This window comes from Actinopolymorpha cephalotaxi (genome assembly GCF_013408535.1).
GTDB lineage: Bacteria > Actinomycetota > Actinomycetes > Propionibacteriales > Actinopolymorphaceae > Actinopolymorpha > Actinopolymorpha cephalotaxi.
On sequence record NZ_JACBZA010000001.1, the window covers coordinates 4593992 to 4612057 of the forward strand.

Annotated in this window: 20 protein-coding genes; 10 read left to right on the plus strand and 10 right to left on the minus strand. The window is 67.5% G+C overall.

Annotation, left to right across the window (positions count from 1 at the left end):
- Positions 1 to 39: 39 nt before the first annotated feature.
- Positions 40 to 921 carry a DMT family transporter gene (locus FHR37_RS20280; RefSeq protein ID WP_139239065.1) on the plus strand — a complete coding sequence of 294 codons (882 nt, stop codon included), beginning with the start codon at positions 40 to 42 and terminating at the stop codon, positions 919 to 921.
- A 72-nt stretch (positions 922 to 993) separates the two neighbouring features.
- On the plus strand, positions 994 to 1683 hold the full coding sequence (locus FHR37_RS20285) for a hypothetical protein (RefSeq protein WP_092885469.1): 690 nt from the start codon (positions 994 to 996) through the stop codon (positions 1681 to 1683).
- 11 nt (positions 1684 to 1694) lie between these two features.
- Here the strand turns inward: FHR37_RS20285 and FHR37_RS20290 are convergent, their stop codons facing one another.
- Entirely contained in the window at positions 1695 to 2540 is an 846-nt protein-coding gene (locus FHR37_RS20290) for a hypothetical protein (protein ID WP_139239066.1), read from the minus strand.
- Positions 2541 to 2689: 149 nt separating this feature from the next.
- Here FHR37_RS20290 and FHR37_RS20295 point away from each other — a divergent pair, with 149 nt between their 5' ends.
- Positions 2690 to 3235, plus strand: coding sequence for a leucine-rich repeat domain-containing protein (locus tag FHR37_RS20295; protein WP_202884546.1), 546 nt, complete (start codon positions 2690 to 2692; stop codon positions 3233 to 3235).
- Positions 3236 to 3284: 49 nt separating this feature from the next.
- Here the strand turns inward: FHR37_RS20295 and FHR37_RS20300 are convergent, their stop codons facing one another.
- Positions 3285 to 3566, minus strand: a complete 282-nt coding sequence (locus FHR37_RS20300) for a hypothetical protein (RefSeq protein ID WP_092888504.1) — start codon at positions 3564 to 3566, stop codon at positions 3285 to 3287.
- Positions 3567 to 3647: 81 nt separating this feature from the next.
- Between FHR37_RS20300 and FHR37_RS20305 the strand changes: the two genes are divergently transcribed.
- Positions 3648 to 3980 carry a hypothetical protein gene (locus FHR37_RS20305; RefSeq protein WP_139239169.1) on the plus strand — a complete coding sequence of 111 codons (333 nt, stop codon included), beginning with the start codon at positions 3648 to 3650 and terminating at the stop codon, positions 3978 to 3980.
- Between the two features lie 110 nt (positions 3981 to 4090).
- Positions 4091 to 4162, plus strand: a complete 72-nt coding sequence (locus tag FHR37_RS33495; RefSeq protein WP_378079818.1) for a CPCC family cysteine-rich protein — start codon at positions 4091 to 4093, stop codon at positions 4160 to 4162.
- Between the two features lie 57 nt (positions 4163 to 4219).
- Here FHR37_RS33495 and FHR37_RS20315 read toward each other — a convergent pair whose 3' ends face one another.
- From FHR37_RS20315 to FHR37_RS20330, 4 genes are all read right to left on the minus strand, one after another.
- Positions 4220 to 4897, minus strand: a complete 678-nt coding sequence (locus FHR37_RS20315; protein ID WP_092888498.1) for a hypothetical protein — start codon at positions 4895 to 4897, stop codon at positions 4220 to 4222.
- 296 nt (positions 4898 to 5193) lie between these two features.
- Positions 5194 to 5490, minus strand: coding sequence for a hypothetical protein (locus tag FHR37_RS20320; protein WP_092888495.1), 297 nt, complete (start codon positions 5488 to 5490; stop codon positions 5194 to 5196).
- A gap of 903 nt (positions 5491 to 6393) precedes the next feature.
- Positions 6394 to 6762, minus strand: coding sequence for a hypothetical protein (locus tag FHR37_RS20325; protein ID WP_092888492.1), 369 nt, complete (start codon positions 6760 to 6762; stop codon positions 6394 to 6396).
- A 19-nt stretch (positions 6763 to 6781) separates the two neighbouring features.
- Positions 6782 to 7048, minus strand: a complete 267-nt coding sequence (locus tag FHR37_RS20330; protein ID WP_139239167.1) for a hypothetical protein — start codon at positions 7046 to 7048, stop codon at positions 6782 to 6784.
- A gap of 50 nt (positions 7049 to 7098) precedes the next feature.
- On the opposite strand from FHR37_RS20330, the gene FHR37_RS20335 reads away from it, so the two are divergent.
- The 4 genes from FHR37_RS20335 to FHR37_RS20350 all read left to right on the plus strand — a co-directional run bounded on the left by FHR37_RS20335 (position 7099) and on the right by FHR37_RS20350 (position 9946).
- Positions 7099 to 8271, plus strand: coding sequence for a S41 family peptidase (locus tag FHR37_RS20335; protein WP_092888488.1), 1173 nt, complete (start codon positions 7099 to 7101; stop codon positions 8269 to 8271).
- A 227-nt stretch (positions 8272 to 8498) separates the two neighbouring features.
- Positions 8499 to 8639 (plus strand): hypothetical protein, encoded by a 141-nt coding sequence (locus FHR37_RS20340; RefSeq protein ID WP_202818350.1) that lies wholly within the window; start codon positions 8499 to 8501, stop codon positions 8637 to 8639.
- 5 nt (positions 8640 to 8644) lie between these two features.
- Positions 8645 to 8914 (plus strand): ECF-type sigma factor, encoded by a 270-nt coding sequence (locus FHR37_RS20345; protein WP_092888540.1) that lies wholly within the window; start codon positions 8645 to 8647, stop codon positions 8912 to 8914.
- 183 nt (positions 8915 to 9097) lie between these two features.
- Positions 9098 to 9946 (plus strand): phosphotransferase family protein, encoded by an 849-nt coding sequence (locus FHR37_RS20350; RefSeq protein ID WP_175542781.1) that lies wholly within the window; start codon positions 9098 to 9100, stop codon positions 9944 to 9946.
- Here FHR37_RS20350 and helR read toward each other — a convergent pair.
- From helR to FHR37_RS20370, 4 genes are all read right to left on the minus strand, one after another.
- A complete protein-coding gene (helR, locus tag FHR37_RS20355) occupies positions 9941 to 12088 on the minus strand; it encodes an RNA polymerase recycling motor ATPase HelR (RefSeq protein ID WP_092888479.1) in 2148 nt (715 codons plus the stop codon). The two genes, FHR37_RS20350 and helR, sit on opposite strands and share 6 nt — an antisense overlap.
- A 239-nt stretch (positions 12089 to 12327) precedes the next feature.
- Entirely contained in the window at positions 12328 to 14100 is a 1773-nt protein-coding gene (locus FHR37_RS20360) for an ABC transporter ATP-binding protein (RefSeq protein WP_092888476.1), read from the minus strand.
- Positions 14097 to 15893 (minus strand): ABC transporter ATP-binding protein, encoded by a 1797-nt coding sequence (locus FHR37_RS20365; protein ID WP_139239166.1) that lies wholly within the window; start codon positions 15891 to 15893, stop codon positions 14097 to 14099. Before FHR37_RS20365 ends, FHR37_RS20360 begins: the two co-directional genes overlap by 4 nt.
- 219 nt (positions 15894 to 16112) lie before the next feature.
- Complete coding sequence (locus FHR37_RS20370; protein WP_202884547.1) at positions 16113 to 16982, minus strand: phosphotransferase; 870 nt, start codon at positions 16980 to 16982, stop codon at positions 16113 to 16115.
- Between the two features lie 149 nt (positions 16983 to 17131).
- On the opposite strand from FHR37_RS20370, the gene FHR37_RS20375 reads away from it, so the two are divergent.
- Positions 17132 to 18061, plus strand: coding sequence for a phosphotransferase family protein (locus FHR37_RS20375; RefSeq protein ID WP_237769062.1), 930 nt, complete (start codon positions 17132 to 17134; stop codon positions 18059 to 18061).
- Positions 18062 to 18066 lie beyond the last annotated feature (5 nt).

Below are 18066 nucleotides of genomic sequence, written 5' to 3' on the forward strand. Positions count from 1 at the left end.
GGCCGTTGATTTCGGGTGCCGGGCGGGAACAAGCTCGTCGTGGCCCTGAGTATCGTGCTGGCTCTCCTCGTGGCGGTGACCAACGCGGCGTCGAACGTCCTGATGCGCAAGGCCGCGCGGGTCGTGCCCACCGCCGCGCAGTTCCACCTGAGCCTGCTGCTGCGGCTGGTTCGCAGCCCGACGTGGATGGCGGGCCTCGCGTTGAGCCTGGCGACGTTTCCCCTGGGCGCGGCGGCACTGGGCTTCGGCAAGCTTTCTGTCGTACAGCCGATTCTGGTACTGGAGCTGCCGCTGTCACTGATCGGCGCCTCGTGGTTGTACGACTCGCGCCTCTCCCGGAGAGACTGGCTCGGCATCTCGATGATGACCGTGGGGCTGATCGGACTGCTCGTCGTACTCGTGCCGGAGGGCGGCCAGGTCACCGGCATTCCCACCTCGACCTGGCTGCTGGGCTCGGGCCTCAACGTCGGGCTGGTCGTCGTGGTCTATGTGCTCGGGAGACGGACGACGCAGCCGTCCGGGCGGGCCGCCTACCTCGGTGCGGGGTGTGGACTCGCGTTCGGACTGTCCGCGGTCTACATGAAGAGCATGACCGAGGTGTTCGACGTGGCCGGGATGACCGGAGTGCTCACCAGTTGGCAGCTGTACGGGTCGATCGCGGTCGCGACGCTGGCGTTCTGGCTGCTGCAGAACGCCTACGCCGCCGGACAACTCGCCGCGTCCCAGCCGGCCGTCACCCTGCTGGATCCGGCCGTCGCGATCCTGTGGGGACTGCTCGTCTTTCATGAGAAGACCGAGGGCGGCCCCTTCCTCATCCTGGCCGTCGCGGCAAGCGCGGCGATCGTCGCCGGTGCCCTGACGCTGGCGCGGTCCCCACAGCTGAGCCGGATGCACGAGTACCCGGCCGATGGCGCTCGCTGAGGTTGCTCGAAGAACCTGCGAGCATGCGCCGCCGCTCTGGTAAATGCCGCCTCGGCGCAGCATGATGCGATCATGAGGTACGCCCGGCCGGAGGGACCCGCGCTCGAACTCGAGACGCAGCCGCGGCTCGCGAGCTGGGACGCCGCGAGCCATCCGAGCCAGTTGAGACTCCGGCACTATCTCCAGCACGCTGCGGGCCTGGTGGCGCCGACCCTGGGTGCGATGACCGGGTCGTGGAGTCTGTGGCTGGACGTGGGCCTCCCCGAGACCGTCCCCGTCCTCGACCAGCACGACCTCGACAACTTCGCGTACCCACTGGCCCAGCACCTCAGCCGGGAGACGACGTCGGGCCTCGTCTCGGTCTGGTGCACGAAGAGCCACCGCGCCTCCTCGTTCATCCGCGTGGGGCCGGCCGTCGCCCGGCCAGACCTCGACGGCGCCTCGACGATCAGCGTCCACACCACCGCCTCGGCGAGCAGTAGTGCGTACAAGCAGCAGATCCATGAGCAGGTCGCCCGCCACGCCGTCGCCCTGCCGGACGGACCGGTGGCGCTGGAGTTGGCGTTCACGGTCGGCCGGCGGAACTGGCTCAACCTGTGGAAGCCGACGATCGACGCCCTGGAACCCCTGCTCGGCCGGACCACCCCGGGCAGGAACTGGCACCCTCGCGACGGCAGGATCACCGACCTCGGCCTGCACCTCGCCAAGGACCTTTCCCTCGGATACGCCGTACGGATCGACATCCTGGCCTCGGCCGGCTGATCACGCCGGGGTCAGATGAAGACGGGCTTGGTGACGTCCTCGAGCCACGCCCACGGCATGCGTCCGTATCGGTCGAGGTCATCAGGCCCGGCGTCCTCGAGGTTGCGGATCCACGCGGCCGCGCGGTTGAGCGGCGCGACCCGCAGCGCGTAGCCGGCCAGCTCACGCAGGTCCTCGATCGGGGCGAAGTCCGTCCACTCGCGAAGGTAGGTGTCGATCACCTCGCGCGTACGCTCCTCCCGTAGGTTCACGGCATCGGCGGGTTGCGGAACCTCCCATCGGTACACGCATTCGACAACCATCATCGCCAGGGATCCGAACGGGTGGCTCCAACTCGCGTCGGCGAAGTCGAAGAACCGGAAGCTGCCACCGTCGACGGGGCAGCCGATGTTCCCCGGCCACAGGTCACCCTGGTCCAGCGCCATCGGGACCGGGCCTTCCACCAGGACCTTCGCGGCCTCTCGTAGCGCCGGCAGCGCGGACAGCACGTGGTCGTACTGAGCCTCCGTGATCCGCCTGGGATCGTTTGCCGAAAGCCCGGCCAGGTGGAACGCCTGCGCCTCGGCCGCCGCGTCCGGCACTGCGGCGAGGGCCTTCGGAATCCCCGCCGACGCGAACAGGTCGCGATACCCGAGAGTGCGGCGCTGCAGGCGCGCGTAGTCGGCAAGCATGGGCGCAAGCGCTTCGACCTCCACCCTCGCCGAGCTCTCCAGCGCTGTCCGCAGAAGTGGGCCGCTATCACGGGTCAGGGTCCAGCCGCGCGAGCGTTCCTCGGCCACGGGGCCATGGACGTACTCGGGCGCCAGGGCGGCCACCACGGTCTGGACCGCACCCTCCCAGCGTGCGCGGCCGTTCACCTTGAACCAGTACCGCGACTCGCGACAGTCCACTCTCCACACCGCCTGTGCTCCGTCGGCTGATGTGCGACACATATCCGCCAGCTGATGTGCGACACCTGGCATGCACGGATCTGCCGATGAGCGGTAATCGGCACTACGCTCGCCGCGTGATCCGGGATCTGGTGCGCGACAAGGCCAAGGCCTTGCCCACCGATGCAAATGCAGCCCACGTGACCGCCCTGCGAGTGTGGCACTGCAACTACTGGTCACTCGCTCCCCTGGAGCAGTACCCCAACCTGCGCACCCTCGTGGTCGCCAGCTACCCGGACTCAGACGTCCAAGCCCTAGCGGCGCTCGCAGGGTTGGAGTACCTCTCGCTCCTGCATATGCCACACGTGCGGGACCTGGCGCCGCTGGAGGGGCTGAGGCATCTGCGCACCGTCCGGCTGGCTACGTCACCCGGCTGGGACTCATCGGGGAAGGTGACCGTCGTCGATTCCCTGCAACCACTGGCGAACCTGCCCGGGTTGAAGCACCTGGAACTGTTTGGGGTCCAACCTGCGAGCAGGTCCTTGCAGGAACTGGAGAGCGCACCCGAGCTGGTCAGCCTGCGGGCCTCGAAGTACCCCGCAGAGGAGCCCCGGCGCTTCTACATGGCAACCGGCGTGACCGATGCCTTTGCCCCGTCCCCTGGCGTTGCTGACTGGAGCTGATACCCACTCTGTGCCGCGATCCGCGCCCGATCGTGCCGATGAGCGTGCTTTACGGCCGCCGGTTGTACGGCTGTCCGTCAACCTCGCGCTGATATGTGTCAATGTCGATCTCGTACGACGCCCACTCGTCAGGGTCGAGGCCCCCTTGACTCAACATGCCGAAGTCGTCCTCTAGATGACAGCGGTCATAGGCGAGCATCACGCCGGCGTCGTAGATCTCGACTTGCTGTTCGACGACTTCCCCGCGCACCCAGAAGTAGTAGACGGCAGCACCCCAGTCGTCGTAATGATCTCCACGGCGCTCGTCCCATCGGCGACGGTAGAACGGCATGGTCGAAGTATCCGCTACCCATGATTCGATGTCCGCTCATGCTGCTGCGCGGGCGGTGATTCGAGCAGTAGCGTGCGCGCCATGGACCTGTCGGCTGTCGACGAGCTAGCCATTGCACCCGAGACCGAAGCCCGGGTGCTGATCTCCTGGCGCGAAGACGAGGTTTGGTCAACTCACACCTACATCGCCGACGAGGACGGCTATGTCGATCCCGAGGAAGTCCTCTGGTGGCTCCTCTCGCGCGGCGCCCAGGTCGGACAGATCCGTTTCGCGTTCCACTCCGCCTATCCCTATTTCGACCTCGATGCCGACATAGATCACGTCACGATGCCTGATCGCGCCGAACGTCGCGCCGAGGACCAGCGTCGACGCGACGCAGCGCGAAATGACTTCAAGCGGAGCCGCGGGACCTAGCGCGAGGACGCGCGGATCTGCCGCCGATAGTGAAGCCCGGACGTGCCGAATTGAGGATGTCCGGCCAGCAGCGCGCATGGTCGATACTTCCTCATGGCAGCGCGCTACACATGCCCTGTTGCGGGTACCGCACGCTCCGCGAAGCCCGAGGATCGTACGACCCTTGCTCCGTCTGCTACTGACGACTGGGTTTCGTCAAGATGTTCGGCCCCGGCTGTCGTCGCGAATCTTGGCTCCAGTCAGCGTTGGCGAGGCTCGGCCCGGACGCTGATCAGGTAGGTACTGGCACCGAAGGTGACGGCGAGCATGCCAGGACCGCGGCGTTCAATTCGGACGGCGGCTGACTGTGCGCCGAGCTTGCTGACGGCGAGGTCGTCGATGAGTTCCTCGACGATGGAGTCGCGGGGTTCCTCGCGGCGTATGGCGGGCCCGATACTGGCCGAGGGGCACCCTCCGGCGATGCACTCCTCGTCGGGATCGAAAGGGTCGTGCTCGAAGAGGTGGTGGAAGCAGTTGTAGTGCATGCGCTCGAACACTTCGAACTGCTCGGCTGAGACCACGACTGGCCGCCCGCAGTGTCGACAGGTCAAGGTGGGACTGGTGAGGCGCTCAAGGAAGGTGTCGAGCAACGCGTCGATGGTCTCGACCTCGGCGGTTTTCTCCTCGACGAGGCGGTCGTTCTCCCAGCGCAGTAGGACGTAACGACCGTTCGCTGATTGGACTCGGACCGACGAAGTGAATGGGTAGCCGTCGCCTGGCAAGGTGAACAGCAGGTCGTGCATCGAGGTTCGTGCGATCACGGCGTGCTGCCAGCGGTCTCGTGCTTGAGCGAGGGTGATCGCGTTGACCTGCGCGGCTGAGATGCCGTGCAGGTCGCGCAGGAAGTCGAGGCTGGCTTGCCAGGTCGGGTCGGGCATGAGCGTCATTCTGCCGGGCTTGGCGGCGCGGTCAGGCCGTTTTCGCGTCCGAGCGGGGCCGGTCGTCTTGCTGGACGGCAGGCGGTAGGACTGGGTGCCGGTCTCGCGGATCGCTTGGCGAGCCAGCGAGGGGGAGGGCTGACGCGAGTCGGCTCGACGCGACGGACTGCAGAAGTGACCTCGCTTATGAGTCCGAACCATCAAGCGACGCGCGTCCGCTCATGCCGCCGAGAGTGAAGCGCGCGACCATGCTGATGAGCGAGGCGCGCGGTGGGCAGGGCAGCGACGTCACAGGTTCAGTGAGCCTGGGCGAACTCCGCGCCGAGCGTGCGGGCCAGGAAGCGGTAGTGCTCCATGAGGGGGCCGACGAGCTGGCGATCCGCCTCGAACGCGTCGCGGAGACCCTTGGCCAGATCCTCGACTTGGGCCTCAAAGTCTCCAGAACGCTTGGCATGGCGTCGTCCGAACGTGCGCCACCGCCGCCAACCCAGTGCGATCGTCTTCTCTATTGCCTTCGGTCTGACTACCGGAGAGCCGTCGCGCCACAATCCGAGCAGGGCAGCACGGGCCGCGTTCTCAACGGCCTCATCCACGACATGAGGATGGCATGTCGTACGCACGCACATGCCGCCGGTAGTGAAAGCGCGAACCTGCCGATGCCAGGCATCAGCGATTCCAGCAGCGCGGGGACCCTTCCGCGCTCCATTCGGCTCGGTACTCCGCAAAGGACGCCGGGGACGCATTGCCGCCGGGGTTGTCGTCGTTCCCGAACTCGAAGCCGCAGTTCGGGCATACCTCGTAGGACGGTCTGCCCAAGTAGTCCTCGTACGGAGGGGTGAGGGTCGCCCCGTCAGGTGGTGGCCAGGTCTCGTACGGCTTGGCCGTCAACTCCTCTGAGCCACACACCGGGCACTCGAACATGGCTGGAGATTCTCGCACGGAAGCGTCCGCTCATGCCGCTATCCGCGCTCTCACTCTGTCGCACATCACCCGGCGTACGACCGTCGGGTGTCGGCCACCCAGACGAGTCGGCCCCTGTCTTTGACGCAGTAGATGCTTGACGGAGCTGTGCCAGTACTCGCTGACGTTTCGCCACGGCTCAGGTCGCGACCAATGCATCTCGGAGTCGGCTCGCGAACGCAAGCAACTGGGCGAATGCCTCGAGGTCCTCGGGCGTGACTTCGCGTCTCGGTTCTTCGCCCAGGCTCTCAAGGGCTGCATCCAGGACGACGCAAGAGGCCCCGTCCGCCCGCGCTCGGGAGTCTCGAAGTGCTGGAGCTGCCGATAGCTCGGTGAGCGTGACTGCTGACGCGGCGAGCGGCGGCGCTGTAAGTGAGCCCGCTGAAGCGCTCAGGGCGGCGAGGACGTCGGTTCCAACCTGTCCGGGGTCGAAGCGAAGACTGACCCACGCGCCCATCACGACCGGTCGCCACGCGCCGACCCTCAGCAGCCAAACGACGTCCTCAAGCTCGGCGGTGCGGCCAGCCTGGACCAGATCAGTCCCACACCTCCTGCCGGACCGAGGTGGCGTTCAACCTCATCAGATTCAGGTAGAACGGCACCACGAACGTCGTTTCGCGTGGAGTCAGCGCCATGCGTTCCAGTCTTGCATCAGGCCCGACGGCACCGCGCGAATCGAACTGCCCGATTCTGCCGCTGACCGCGCGTTCTAGGTGTCGCACATCAGGTGGCGGAGATGTGTCGCAGATCAGCTGTCGGATCACAACTCTCCACACCGCCGACCACGGCTGCACCGAGTGCGGCTCCAATTCGCCGACCACGGTGACGCCGGCCTCGATCAGTACGCCGGCCACCCACTCCCGCGCATCGCTCAGCCAGACCTTCGTACCCCACTCCTCCGCCACACCACCCACGCTCCTGCCACTACTCCTCGGCCCACCGGGTGACGTCTCGCTCGTATTCCTCGAGCCAGAACTGGAAGTCGACCGCGTGGTAGAGGTAGACGCCTGGCGTGTCCCGTGCGTCGGCCTGGCACAGCTTGTTCAGCGTGCGCCACACGGCCATGTCAGTGACGTCGGCCTCCCCCACGACCCAGGGCATCGCCCAGTCTTCGACCTCATCCCTGCTTCGCCGGCCCGCCACTAGGTCTTCCAGCGCCTGGCGTACCTCATCCCGCGAAGGCAGTTTCACCAACCGCTCCCTTCCTACACTCAAGCGATGACCATGCCACCATTCGGAGCATGCTGGGAACCGCAGACCTTCGGGCGCTGTATCTGGACCCTTCAACTGCCGGGATCTCGTGGCTGCTCGATCCCGACTCGTCGCGGGTGCTGGACGGTGTCACAGCCTCCGACCGGCTATCGGCCGACAGCCGGTGCGACGTGGACGCGCTCATCGTCGATGTGCCAGACACCCTTGTCCTCTTGAGGGAGCGCCACATCGGTCTGGTGACCGGGGCAGCCAACCCGCGTGGCCTCGACGACTGGGCAGCGACGTGGGTGGCACGTCTTGAGAACGAACGTCCAGACACCTGGGGTGCGGCCCTGGGCACCGCCTTTCACGACCTTCGCTGGCTCGTGGGCGATAACCACCTCAGGGTTCCCGGAGAGGACACCGACCTGCTGCGTGCGTCCGATCGCCGTGGTGGCGAACCCGTTCACGGGCGAGAAGAAGGACCATGGCTGGAGGAGCGGGTGGTCGATGGCGTGCTGTGCCTGCGACTACGACAATGTGGCGGCCGGAGCCCCGAGGTCGAACAGGCCATGCTCCACTTCCAGGATGACCATGCCCGCCACTTCGCTCACGACAAGATCATCGTCGACGTCCGGAGCAACCCGGGCGGCAGCGACGAGTTCGTCTGGAAGTGGATCGCCGACCACGTGCCGCACGAGGTGCGCTACGTGCCCGACAAGGCGTGGCGTTACGGCGGGCGACGGCTTGCCGCGTGGAACCTGATGGTCGAGCAGATCGCGATCGCCGGCGAGGACTCGATCTCCGAACTGCGCCGGGACAACACGCCCGCTCTCCGTCCGAACGGCACGCTGACCCTCGAGGCCGACGACGAGGTGCTCGGCGTCGGTGCATCGCCATGGCACGGGCAGATGCTCGTCCTCACCGACCGCCTCACCGCGTCTGCCGGAGAGAGCATCGCCTGGATGCTGCGTGAGGCGTTCGACGCGAAGATCGTGGGCGGGCCGAGTGGAGGCCTACTCACGTACGGCGACATCACGCCGTACCTCCTGCCGCGAAGCCGACTGGTCCTCTGGCTGGCAACCCATTGGTTCGACTGGCGTGGCGTGGAGATGGTCGGTCTGCCCGTCGACCTCACCATCGACCCGCGTACTCCGCTGGCCGACATCATCACCAACTTCGACGACCTGCACACGGCCGCGTCCCCGACCTCCACCTGGTAGGCGCGATAACCAACACCAGCGTCATGTCTGGCGCCACAGGGCGCACGCGCACGCCCGAATTGCGACGAATGAGTAAATAGGCTGCTACGCTCCGTCTCGGTTCGATGGCGCTCACCTCTCAGACAAGGTAGGTTGTCTACGTTGCGGATCGGTAAGTCGCTCAGAAGCACGGCGCTAGCGAGATAGATGTCCGGCACGCCCTCCGCCACACGATTCGACGGGTCATCATGGACGACCTGACGATGAACATCGGGCCGGCAGGAGACGGCACGATGCTCGAGATTGGCGTGCTTGACATGGAAGGCGATGACCCAGTCGTCATCCACGCCATGCCGCTGCGGCCCAAATTTCATCGACTACTCAGGTGATGACCATGCGCCATACAGACAAGGATGTTGACGAGGCAGCACGTCGATACGAGAGGGTCACCGACGAACTCGACCCCGAAACTGCCGAAGTCGACAACACAGAAGACCTCCGCGCCATCGCCGACGCATCCTCGACGCTGCACGACGACGAGGCTCGGGTCCGGGAGGCCGTCGGGGTCGCCCGCGCACGGGGACGGTCCTGGAACGAGATCGCTGTCGCCCTGGGAGTGTCCCGCCAAGCCGCTCGCCAGAAGTACGCCAACAAGGTCGCGTAGCCCAATGCCGGCACTGGTAGGGACCCAACCGCGAGAGGAGTCCAGTCGGTGACGGCGCCTGTCGATCTCAGCGTTCCGGTTCGCGAGTCCGCCATCGCGGAGTGGCTCCGGCCGCTCCATCCCGATCTCGTTGCCGTGGAAGTTGGTCCGCGGCACGCTCTGGCGGGAGGAGTCGCCTCACCGTTGGTCGAGCAGGTGGATGTCGCTGCCGTGCGGTCGGACAGACGCCGAGACCTGTACCGAGTCGTGGCGAAGCGGGCTTCACCGGCCGAGGTGATCGCCCTGTCCGAGGTCGCCGCCATACCCGACACGGACGCCTTCCCGGAACTGATCGACGCAGGCGCCGACGAGTCGGGTCCGTGGCTGGTGACGCCTTTCTACCCAGGGTCGACGATGCCGTGGGACGCTGCAGTCCCGGGCACGGTGCTGGCAAGTCTGGCCCGAATGCATCATCACTATCTCGGGCGTACCGAGGCACTGCCACCGGATCTTCCCCGGGTCGACGAGTCCTTCTGTCACAGCGCCCTCATGGACTTCTCCTCGTCGTGGATCCGCGATGCTCAGCGCACAGAGCCGCACCGTGTGCACGATCGCGCTTTGGACCTGCTTCGACGCTGGTCCGACGACGAGCGGATCCATGCCGGACCGCGGCTGTTGCCGGCCACACTGCTTCATGGCGACGTGTACGGGCTCAATGTGGTCGTGGCCGATGACGGGTCCGGTCCACCTCGCCTGATCGACTGGGGGAGCGCCCGAATCGGGCCGATCATGCTCGACGTCGTGATGTACGACGACTGGCCTCCTGCCGCAGGACTCCCTGCGTACCTTCGTGCATGGGAAGCCGTCACCGGCGACCCACTCGACACATGGCAGGCAGAAGCGGGGTATGCCTGGGCGATGGCCTTCAGCAACGCGATGTTCGCCGGTGCGGTCGCGCTGCGCTTCGGCCCCACCCAGGCCGAGCTGATGCTCGACCAGGGCGAGGCCGCACTGGAACGCTTCGGGCAACTCCTTACGGCCCCGAGGTCATGAGCTGGTGAGGATGACGAGGCGCTGGGTCGCTCGGGTCATCGCGACATAGCGGTCGACTGCCCCTTCGATGCCCTCGCCGAACGAGTCCGGATCGACGAGTACGACCAGGTCGAACTCCAGCCCCTTCGCCAGCTCCGGAGTCAGCGACCGGACGCGAGCCGTTGCCTGGAACGTCGAATCACCAATGACACAGGCGGTTCCCTCGACGTGTTCGGCGAGCCAGGCGTCGAGGATCGACGTCAGGTCCGAAGCCGCACCGTGCAGGACAGGGACGTCGCTCCTGCGGATGGACGTCGGCACGTTGGCGTCCGGGATCACGGCCCGGATCACCGGCTCGGCTTCGACCATGACCTCTTCCGGGGTCCGGTAGTTGATGCTCAGCGAAGCGAGGTTGATCCGGTCGAGCCCGATCCGCTCGAGTCGTTGCTGCCAGGACTCGGTGAAGCCGTGCCTGGCCTGGGCCCGGTCGCCGACGATCGTGAAACTTCGGGAAGGGCAACGCAGCAACAGCATCTGCCACTCCGCGTCGGTCAGCTCCTGAGCCTCGTCCACCACGATGTGTGCGAACGGGCCGGCGAGGACGTCCGGATCCTTGCTGGGCAAGGCATCCTGGTCGACGAGGGCCTCGCGGATGCCGTGCTGACGCAACTGCGCGAACATGCCCTCGTCGTCGGACTCGATGAGTTCGTCGACAACCCGGTCCATGCGTTCACGTTCGGCCGCGACGGCCGCCGTGTGCTGTCGCTTTCGTCGTGCCGCCTCCGGGTCACCGATCCGCTGCCGTGCCGCGTCCAGGAGCGGCAGGTCGGAAACCGTCCAGGCGCGAGGGTCCTTACGCTGCAGCAGTCGTACGTCCTCCTGCGTGAGCATAGGAGCACACATGAGCAGGTAGGCGGGAACCTCCCACAGATCCCCCACGATGTCGGTCGGTTCGAGCAGCGGCCATGCTCGGTTGAACGTCGTGACCAGGACCCTGTTCCGCAACAGGGACCTGCGCAGCAGATCGTGCGGGACCTCCTCGTCACTGTCGTGCTTGTCGACCAGGATCGTGAGCAGTTCCTCCCACACCTGGTCGCGTGCGTCGTTGTGCGGTGTGCCGGGCTCGGCCGCCTCGAACGCCTCAGCCCAGTCGGCGGGACTCAGCCAGATGTCGGACCAGTGCGTCTGGACCATCATCCCCTTGCCGGGCGGTTGTTCGTACAGCCTGACGGCCGGTTCGATCGCCTTCACCATGTCCGCGGACGACTTCAGCCGGGCGACGTTCGGATCGGCCTCGGGCGGTACCGTCGCGCCTTCGGGAACGAGGTCCCGCAGAGTGCACGTCTGTACGCCGTCCTCCCCGAGGCTGGGGAGCACATCGGCGACGTACGCAAGATAGGGCTGGTGCGGGCCGACGAAGAGCACGCCGCCCCGGCGCTCACTCAGGCGCGGGTCGGAGTAGAGCAGGTAGGCCGAGCGGTGGAGCGCGACGACCGTCTTGCCCGTACCCGGACCGCCGTCGACGACGAGAGTCCCCTTGGACCCGGCGCGGATGATCGCGTCCTGGTCGGCCTGGATGGTGCCGAGCACGTCCCGCATCCGCGGCGAACGGCTGCTGCCCAGGCTGGCGATGAACGCCGACTGGTCGTCGAGCGCCGCGCGGCCTTCGAGCCCGTCCGGGGTGAACACCTCGTCCCAGTAGTCGCTGATCCGGCCGCGTTTCCAGCGGTAGCGCCGGCGGCTCGTCAGCTCCATCGGATTGCCGTGGGTCGCCCCGAAGAACGGTTCGGCCGCGGGTGAACGCCAGTCGATCAGCAGCCGGCGTCCCTCGCTGTCGGTGAGGCCGAGCCGGCCGATGTAGATGGGATCGGTCTGGTCCGCGGTGACGATGTGCCCGAGACACAGGTCCAGGCCGAACCGGCGCAAAGTACGCAGCCGAGCGGTCAGGCGGTGGACCTCCAGGTCCCGATCCAGCGCCTGCTGGCCCTTGCCGCCGGGTGCCCGGCGAGCGGCAGCGAGGCGGTCGGACAGCTCTGCGATCGACTGCTCGAGGGTCTCCTCGATTGCGGCGAAGTGGTGTTCGTCGCGGGAGATCAACTTCGGGTCGGCCTTGTGGACCAGGTGGCCGGGTAGGTCGAACACGCCGGTGGTCAGTGGGTTCATTGCACCCCGTTCGGTACGTCTGCTGGTTCGGCCTGTGATTCTGCGGCACGACCGGGGTCTTGCGGCAAGCCCCCCAGTGCGCTATACGTTTAGAAGGGCAAGGAGAACGTTTCCTTGCCCTTCGTCGTCCACCTGGACCTGACGACCTTTTCATGATCCGCAATGCCGAAGATGACCGAGTCCAGCGTTGACCTCCTGCATCAAGCGAACTTTGTCACTTGGTGCATCGCCCCCGTCTCTCAGCGGTACGACTCGGCCTGGAGGTTGTAGAGGTCCGCGTAGAGGCCATCCTGGGCGAGCAGTTCGGAATGCGTACCGGACTCGGAGACGCGACCGTCGGACAGTACGACGATCAGGTCGGCCATCCGCACGGTGGAGAACCGGTGTGAGACGAGCAGGGTGATCCTTCCGTCAACCCGTCCTTGCCTGGCATCGGCGGCGACGCGCTCGAACAACGCATGCTCGGCGTGCGGGTCGAGCGCGGCGGTCGGTTCGTCCAGCACCACCAGCAGCGGCCGCCGCCGCATCGCGGCCCGGGCAAGGGCGAGCCGTTGCCACTGACCGCCGGAGAGTTCGGCGCCTCCGTCCCACCCTGCTCCCAGTGGGGTGTCCAGTCCCGCGGGCAGCCGTTCCACGAAGTCCGCACCTGCAGCGTCCAGCGCCGCGCGGACGGCCCGATCGTCGGCCATCCGGGTCAGGTCACCGACGCCGACGCTCTCCCGTACGGCGAGTTCGAAGCGGGCGTAGTCCTGGAAACCGGCGGTGATGCGCTCGCGGTAGGCGCCGGGGTCGAGCCTGGTCAGATCCACCCCGTCGACGGAGATCCGCCCCGCAGTGGGTTCGTACATGCCGGTGAGGAGCTTGACCAGGGTCGTCTTACCGGCGCCGTTCTCGCCGACCAGCGCGACCACCGCGCCGGCAGGCAGGTGCAGCGAGAGGTCGGTCAGGACCGGCCGGTCGGTGCCGGGATAGGCAAAGTGCACGCCGTCCAACGTGATGCCGCCGGCCAGGCGTTCAGGTGCCGCGGCCGTCCGGCCGGCCTCCCGCAGCGCCTCGCGTTCCAGCCAGTGATAGTGACCCGCGGCGGTGTGTACCCGCATCGCAGCCCCTGCCTGGCTGGACAGTTGGCCTGCGGCACTGATCACGGCAGCCGCCAGCGCGAGCACCATGGCAACGTCGCCGGCACTGGCCTCCCCCGCCGCGACCTGGCGCAGGACCAGCACCACCGCGCCGAAGAACGCCGCCGCGTAGCACAGCCACACCGCCACGGTGGCGCACACCGAACGGAACAGGGCCGCCTCCACCACCCGGTGCCGGGTCCGCGACGCGGCGCCATGCCGGTCCACCAGGTCCGCGCCGACCCCGTGGACCCGGACCTCGGCACCCGATGCCGGGTTCGTTGCCAGGGCGAACAGGTCCTGGGCGGACCTGCGGTCAGCCGCCGTCCGCAGCTCCGCGGAGTTACGCAGCCGTTCCGCCTTCCTGGCCAGTCGTACGGCCGGAATCGCGAGCAGCGGAATCACCAGCAGGAGCGGTTGCAACCGGCCCAGCAGCAGCGCCGTGACGGCCAGTTGGACGACGGTGATCGGCCCGATCGCGAACAGGGTAAGGCCGTCCGCGAGATCGTCGGACCGTTGCTTGAGCAGTTCCAGCCGGTCACGGTATGCAGGAAGCTCGATGTGGGCGAGCCCCGGTGCGGACGCCGACAGCGTGAGCAGGCGCCGCTGGACAACCATCTGGGAACGTTCCCGCATCCGGATCACCGCCCACCGGTAGCCGACCGGCGCCAGCGCGGACAGCAGCAGCGCGAGGCCGGAGAGCACGCCACCGACAGCGATCCGGCGAGAGTCGCCGGAGGCCGCGCCGTCGACCAGCGGGCGCAGGCCGAGAGCGAGCAGCAGCGGGCCGAGGAACGACGTAGCCACCACCAGAACGTGGAGTACGCACACGACGACGCCGATCTCCCTCCCGATGCCGAACAGCAGCCGCCAGGTGTGACGCCAGGACGTCATGCGGTGACCTCCGCCGTTCCTTCGGAGTCGTGCGCTGAGTCGTGCGCTGAGGCATTCGTAGAGTCGTTCGTACGGTCGGAAAAGCGCTCGGCCTGGAGCCGGAACATCTCCGCGTAGCTCCCGCCGAGCGCCATCAGGTCGTCGTGACTGCCGCGTTCGGCGACCCGGCCGCCGTCCAGGACGACGATCGAATCGGCGCGCCGGACCGTGGAGAAGCGGTGCGAGATGACGATCGTGGTGAGCCCCGCCGTGAGCTCCAGGAACCGCTCATAGAGGCGGGCTTCCGCCCGGGCGTCGAAGTGCGCGGCCGGCTCGTCCAGGATCAGAACACCGGCGCCGTGGTCGACCGCGTACAGCGCCCTCGCCAGCGACAGCTTCTGCCACTGACCACCGGACAGGTCGGCGCCGCCGGGATAGTGGGACGACAGCGGCGTGTCCCAGGAGGAGGGCAACGCCTCGATCTCGTCGGCGATACCCGCGCGTTCGGCGGCGGACTCGACGCCGGCCTGGTCGACGGGGACGTCCGGCCACCCCATGGCGACGCTCTCGCGGGCGGTCAACGGGAACCGCGTGGCGTCCTGGAACACCGCCGCCACCTGACGGCGCCATCCGTGGACGTCGACCGTGGCCAGGTCGGTCCCGTCGACGGTGAGACGCCCGGAGCTCGGCTCGTACATCCGGCACAGCAGCTTGATGATCGTGGTCTTGCCCGCGCCGTTGCGACCCACGATCGCGAGGGAACGACCGGCGGGTATCGCCAGGTCGAGTTCGTCGAGTACGAGGGTGGACGGCGCGCCGGGGTAGGAGAACGAGACGCGTTCGAATCGGATCTCGCGGCGAGGCCGATCCACCTTCGCGTCCCCGACCGGGACCGCGGCGACTGCCTCGACTGCCTCGATCGCCTCGTCGAAACGGCGAAGCGTCGCGAGCGCCAACTCGGTCTGCAGTCCCGTCCACGCGGACTGCTTGACGCCGAGGAGCCCGGTCATCAGCGCCTGCGCCCACACTGCCGCCTGGCCCGCGGTGACCTCTCCCCCAGCCGCGCGTACGGCGATCCACGCCAGCCCGCACACGACGACGGCGGCGGTGACGACGTTGGCGGCGACCGCACGTCGCGGCAGCGGGCTGATCACGTCGGCCATCGACCGCTGCCACAGTGTCGTGTACCGGTCGCGCAGGAATCCTGCGAGCCCGAAGATCCTTACCTCCTTGGCGACTTCGGGAGTCGAGCCCAGGTCATAGAGGTAGTCCAACCGCCGCGCGACCTCGCTGGCTCCGTAGTGGTGGCCGGCCTCTGCGCGCGACGCCACCTTCTCCTCGTACGCCGTCCACGTTCCCGCCACCAGCAGGGCGAGCCCGAGCACCGGGCGGAAGCCCGCGACCAGCACGCAGGCGCCGACCAGCACGATCCGGCCGGTCACCAGACCGGCGACGGTGGACGCCAACCGGCCGGGACGGCCCCACGATCCACGAAAGGTCTCCCGGCCTACGGTGATGAGTTCGGCGGGACGGGGATCCTCCAGGTGGCCGATGCCGACCGGCTCACCGACCACGCGCATGAGCTCTCGTTGAAGCGAGGCGTCGATCCGTTCGCCCAACGCGGTCGCGGTGGCCGATCGCACCGAACCCGCCACCCACACCACCATGAGAAGGCCGGCCGCGGCGGCGGCCCACCACAGCGCGGACCGGCTTGCCGGCGAGGACAGCCCCTCGGCCGCGACGTCGCCCGCCCGGCCCACCACGGCACCGACCACGCCGGCGAGTCCCAGCGGTGCCGCGGCACCCAGCAGCACAGTGAACGCGGTGACAACAGTCAGCCCCGGACCTGCCCGCCACGCAACGTGAGCGAACCTTCGATAGCCACTACGTGACCGGCGGAGAACGGGCGCGGGCAAGAGCGCATCCCTTCGGTGGGAACCGTTCATCATGGCGAGCGCGACGGTGTTCGGCAAGCGGGCTGCCGCTTTGGGACACCCGAAGAACTGGGAGAGGGTTGGGCGAACCAGCGACAGTCAGCGAAACGCGTTCAGCTCGTCGAGGGCGCGATGGCCGCGCTTGACCAACCCTGTAACGACATCGTGCCACCCATGACGGATGGGGAACTCGAGGCTCACGAGGATCTTGGTCGCTGCGAGCACTGCCGCCCCCTCCCAGCCGACGAGGTCGAGGATCCTCCTCCACAGCTGCCTTCGGACACCGTCCAGCGGATCCTGGAAGGTTTGCCACACGAGGTCGATGAGATCAGTCGCCCGTGTGCCGCTACCCGCGTTCCCGACATCCACGACCGCCACCACCGCGCCGTCACGGACCAGAACGTTGCTGGGATTGAGATCGCTGTGGACCATGTCGGGTGACTCTCGTGGTGGTGGGACGTCGGCACACGAGAGCCGCAGGCGCTCGACCAAGGCCGACACCACCGAGGAATACCCCGAAAGCCCGGCGACCGCCCTCGACAAACTCGGAGCCAGGTCCTCACCGAATTCCTGACCGGTGGCGAGCCGCCAGGCGTACGACCAGTGGTCGTAGGGCTCGGAGGCCTGGCCGGCCTGGAGTTCGATGATCTCCATCAGCTGCTCGACGAGGGATGGGGTCAGCTGGGGCACGGGAGCCGCGTCGACGAAGTCCATCAGATGCCACACATGGGTGGCCGTGGCCCCCACTCCGAGCCAGACCGGGGTTGGGTAACCGCGCCTGCGCATGTGCGCGACCACCCTCTGCGCACGCAACCACTCGTCCAGCTGATGGGGGTGCCTTTGCGCCCGGGGCACTGCTTTGAGCACTGCATCTGCCCTTCCGGCCAACTGGACGCGCATGGCACCCAGATCGAGGCCTCCGGGCAGGCGACCGAGAAGGGTGACCTCTGCCCCGACCACCCTGGCCACGTCGTCCAGGATCTCGGCCGGCAGCTCTCGGACCGACCACCCAACCATGTCGCCAACCTACGCCCACCTCGCTCTTTGCAGGTATTCAGTCTGCGCCGTGGGACAGTTCGATAAGAGGTTGACCGTCGTCCTACCGTGATCGCGTGGAGATGACGCCGGAACATCATCGGGCCGTCGAGGTCGTCACCGAGTTCCTCGGTACGAAACCCACGTCCACGCGGGCGCTGCTGACGTTCGGACCGACGGTCGTCGTCGAGGCGCGCGTGGACGACGGGCTGACGGTGTTCGTCAAGGCGGGCGCCAACCAGAACGTCCACACCGAGGCCGCGGTGATGGAGCGCGTTCGCGCCGCGGGCGTCCCCGCTGTCGACGTCTGGGGCGTAGGGAACGACGACCTGCTCCCCGGCGGGCGCTGGATGATCACGCGCGCCGCGGCGGGCCGGACGTTGCAGGATGTCGGACGTACGGCACCGACGATCGGGCGGAGCCTCGACGAACTGGCGGAGTACTACACACTCCTCCACCAGATCGCGCTGCCCGGCTTCGGAGCCCTCACCGACGACGCTCGTGGCGGCAGGCTCTCCTCGTGGTCGCGATGGCAGCAAGGAACGGTTGACGAGGCTCTCGGCTCACTGACCCGGATGGAAGCCGCCCCGCCGAAGTTCGTCTCCCGTGCCCGTGAGCTGTGCCGTGCCTTCGCCGCCGAGCTCGACGCCGCGCCGGGTGTCCTCCTGCACGCCGACCTGGGTGACGGAGAGATCTACGTCGATCCGTCGACCGGCGCGGTCACCGCGATCGTCGACTGGGGCGGCGCGCTGGTCGGCGATCCGCTGTATGACCTCGTACGGTTCGTGGGTGGCGGCCCTGCCGACGACGAGCGGCCGGCGCAGCTGCACCCGACCATGCACGCGCGCTACTTCGCGCGGAACTCCTACGACACCGAGCATGTCCAGCGGATGCTGGCGTTCTACCGGTTCCACATCTGTGTCGTCGAGGCAGCGTGGGGCGCTGACCTCGCCGGCTGGACGGCGGGCCACGTCGCGTGGGCACAGCATCTGATGGACGAGCTTGGTGGATAAGGGAC